Source organism: Dermacoccus sp. UBA1591 (assembly GCF_002322065.1).
In the GTDB taxonomy this organism is placed as follows: Bacteria; Actinomycetota; Actinomycetes; order Actinomycetales; family Dermatophilaceae; genus Dermacoccus; species Dermacoccus nishinomiyaensis.
The window spans coordinates 2096-4974 of the sequence record NZ_DCNR01000061.1; the positions used below are offsets into that span (position 1 = coordinate 2096).

2 protein-coding genes are annotated in these 2879 nt (G+C 69.2%); both read right to left on the bottom strand.

Annotated features, from left to right (window positions below; genetic code table 11):
• Positions 1-183: 183 nt before the first annotated feature.
• Positions 184-1149: a porphobilinogen synthase gene (hemB, locus tag B2284_RS06855; protein WP_006943473.1), complete on the bottom strand. Its 966-nt coding sequence runs from the start codon at positions 1147-1149 to the stop codon at positions 184-186.
• Positions 1149-2798 carry a bifunctional uroporphyrinogen-III C-methyltransferase/uroporphyrinogen-III synthase gene (locus B2284_RS06860; protein WP_006943475.1) on the bottom strand — a complete coding sequence of 550 codons (1650 nt, stop codon included), beginning with the start codon at positions 2796-2798 and terminating at the stop codon, positions 1149-1151. The genes hemB and B2284_RS06860 overlap by 1 nt, the downstream gene beginning before the upstream one ends.
• Positions 2799-2879: the final 81 nt, after the last annotated feature.

The window sequence follows — 2879 nt, forward strand, 5'->3', positions numbered from 1 at the left end:
CTTCGCAAGCTCAGGCCCCAACGAGCCAGATCGCCAGCGCACGATTTTTTTGACGCGCTTCCTCAACGCTCGCTGGAACCTTCGCAAGCTCAGGCCTCACCGAGCCAGATCGCCATCGCACGATTTTTTTGACGCGCTTCCTCAACGCTCGCTGGAACCTTCGCAAGCTCAGGCCCCACCGAGCTAGATCGTCAGCGCGTAGTACGTCAAGATGATCGACGCGCCGGCACGCTTGATGCACGTCAACGACTCGCGGATCATGCGCTCACGATCGATCCAACCGTTCGCTGCAGCCGCCTCGATCATCGCCATCTCACCCGACACCTGATACGCCGCGACCGGCACCGTCGCGGCAGCCGCGACGTCCGACAACACGTCCAGGTAGGGCAGCGCGGGCTTCACCATGAGGATGTCGGCACCCTGCTCCTCGTCGAGCATCGCCTCACGCAACGACTCGGTGCGGTTGCGCGGATCCTGCTGATACGTCGCGCGATCACCCTGCAACGAACTCTGCACGGCCTCACGGAACGGGCCGTACGCCGCCGACGCGTACTTCGCCGAGTACGCCATGACGGCGACGTCGTCGTGCCCCGACAGATCGAGCGCCGCACGGATGACACCGATCTGGCCGTCCATCATGCCGCTCGGCGCGAGCACATGCGCACCGGCCTGCGCCTGCGCCACCGCCATCTGCGCGTACACGTCGAGCGTCGCGTCGTTGTCGACCCGGCCCGCATCGTCGAGAACCCCGCAGTGACCATGGTCGGTGAACTCGTCGAGGCACAGATCACCCATGACGAGCAGGTCGTCACCCACGGCGTCACGCACGGCACGCAGCCCGACGTTGAGGATGCCGTCAGGATCGAGCGCACCCGAACCCACGGCGTCCTTCGACTCCGGCACGCCGAACAGCATGACGCCTGCGATGCCGGCGTCACGCGCGCGCTTCGCCTCCGCGACGAGCGAGTCGAGCGTGTGCTGCACGACGCCCGGCATCGACGCGATCGGCGTGTTCTCCGAAGCGTTCTCGCGCACGAACACCGGCAGGATGAGGTCGGACGGCGAGACGACCGTCTCGGCGACCATGTCGCGCATCACCGGCGACGTGCGCAGCCGCCGCGGACGGTGCGTCAGATCGTAGCTACCCATCAGGCCTTCACCTTTCGTCGGGCCGCCCCGCGTCGATCGCTCGGGCGGCGTACCTTCTCCCCAGACTCCGCGGCCTCGTGGGCCAGCGACCGGCCGTAGCCGGCGAGAGCGTCGACGAGGGACGCCGCCGACGCCTCGGGCGCGACGACGTCGACGCGCAGCCCGTGCTCCTCGGCGGTCTTCGCCGTCGCCGGGCCGATGCACGCGACGACGGTCGACGTGTGCGGCTTGCCAGCGATGCCGACGAGGTTGCGTACCGTCGAACTCGACGTGAAGCACACGGCGTCGAACTTGCCCGACTTGATCGCCTCACGCACCTCCGGCGCGGGCGGGGCCGCGCGCACCGTGCGGTACGCGGTGACGTCGTCGACCTCCCAGCCCATCTCCTCGAGGCCCGCGACGAGCGTGTCCGTCGCGATGTCGGCGCGCGGCAGGAAGACGCGGTTGATCGGGTCGAGATCCTCGTCGTAGTCGGCCCACACCTCGAGCAGACCCTGTGCCGACTGCTCACCCGACGGCGTCAGGTCGGCCTCGAGGCCCCACTCGCGCAGCGCGTTCGCCGTCACCCCGCCGACGGCCGCGATCTTGACGCCCGCGAACGCGCGCACGTCGAGCCCGAACTCGGCGAACTTCTCGCGCACGGCGCGCACGGCGTTGACGGACGTGAATCCGACCCACTCGTAGCGCCCCGTGACGAGGCCCTTGACGGCCTTCTCCATCTGCTGCGGCGTGCGCGGCGGTTCGACGCTGATCGTCGGCACGACGGTGCTCGTTGCGCCGTGCGTCGCGAGACGCTCGATCATCGAACCCGACTGCTCCTTCGTGCGCGGTACGAGCACGTTCCAACCGAACAGCGGCTTGTTCTCCCACCACGACAGCAGGTCGCGGTGCGCGACCGTCGAGCCGACGATCGCCATGACGGGCCCGTCGAACGAGGATCGCTTGAGCACGGCGGGCACCTCGTCCAGCGTCGTCGTCACCGTCGACTGCGTGATCGTCGTGCCGTTCTCCGTCAGTGCGACGGGCGTGTTGCCCCGTCGGCCGGCCTCACGCAGTTCGCACAGCGACGTCTTGAGCGCGTCGGCCTGGCCGAGCACGACGACGGTGATGCACGCGTCGATCGAACGCGCCCAGTCGATCTTCGGGTCGCCTGCGGTGACGACGTGGACGGTGCGCGCCTTCGCGTCCGTCAGCGGCACGCCCGCGTACGCGGGCACCGCGGAGACGGCCGAGACGCCCGGGACGATCTCGAAGTCGATGCCCGCCTTGGAGCACGCGAGCGCTTCTTCGGCGAGGCCGTGGAACGTCGACGGGTCGCCGTCCATGAGGCGCACGACGAGCGGCTGCTCGCCACCTCGACCCGAGCTGTCGGCGTCATCATGCTGCGCTGCAACGGATTTCGCAGTCTTGACGACGAGCTTCGCGCGGCTCGCGGTGGTGAGCTGCGCGCCCGCGTCGCCGTAGCCGGCGTCGACGAGTTCGACCTCGTCGCGCACGAACGGCGCGACGAAGCGCTCACCGCAGATCTGGTCGAAGATCACCGCGTCCGCGTTCTCGATGAGGCGCGCGGCGCGCATCGTCAACAGGCCCGGGTCGCCCGGGCCCGCGCCGACGAAGGCCACCCTCGCGTGGTGCTGGTCGGTGCTCATGCGCCTGCCTCCTTCGTGCTCGTCGTGGGATTCGGTGCCTCGCGCGGCGGGATGACGGCGCCCGCGCCGTCGTCGAGCAGC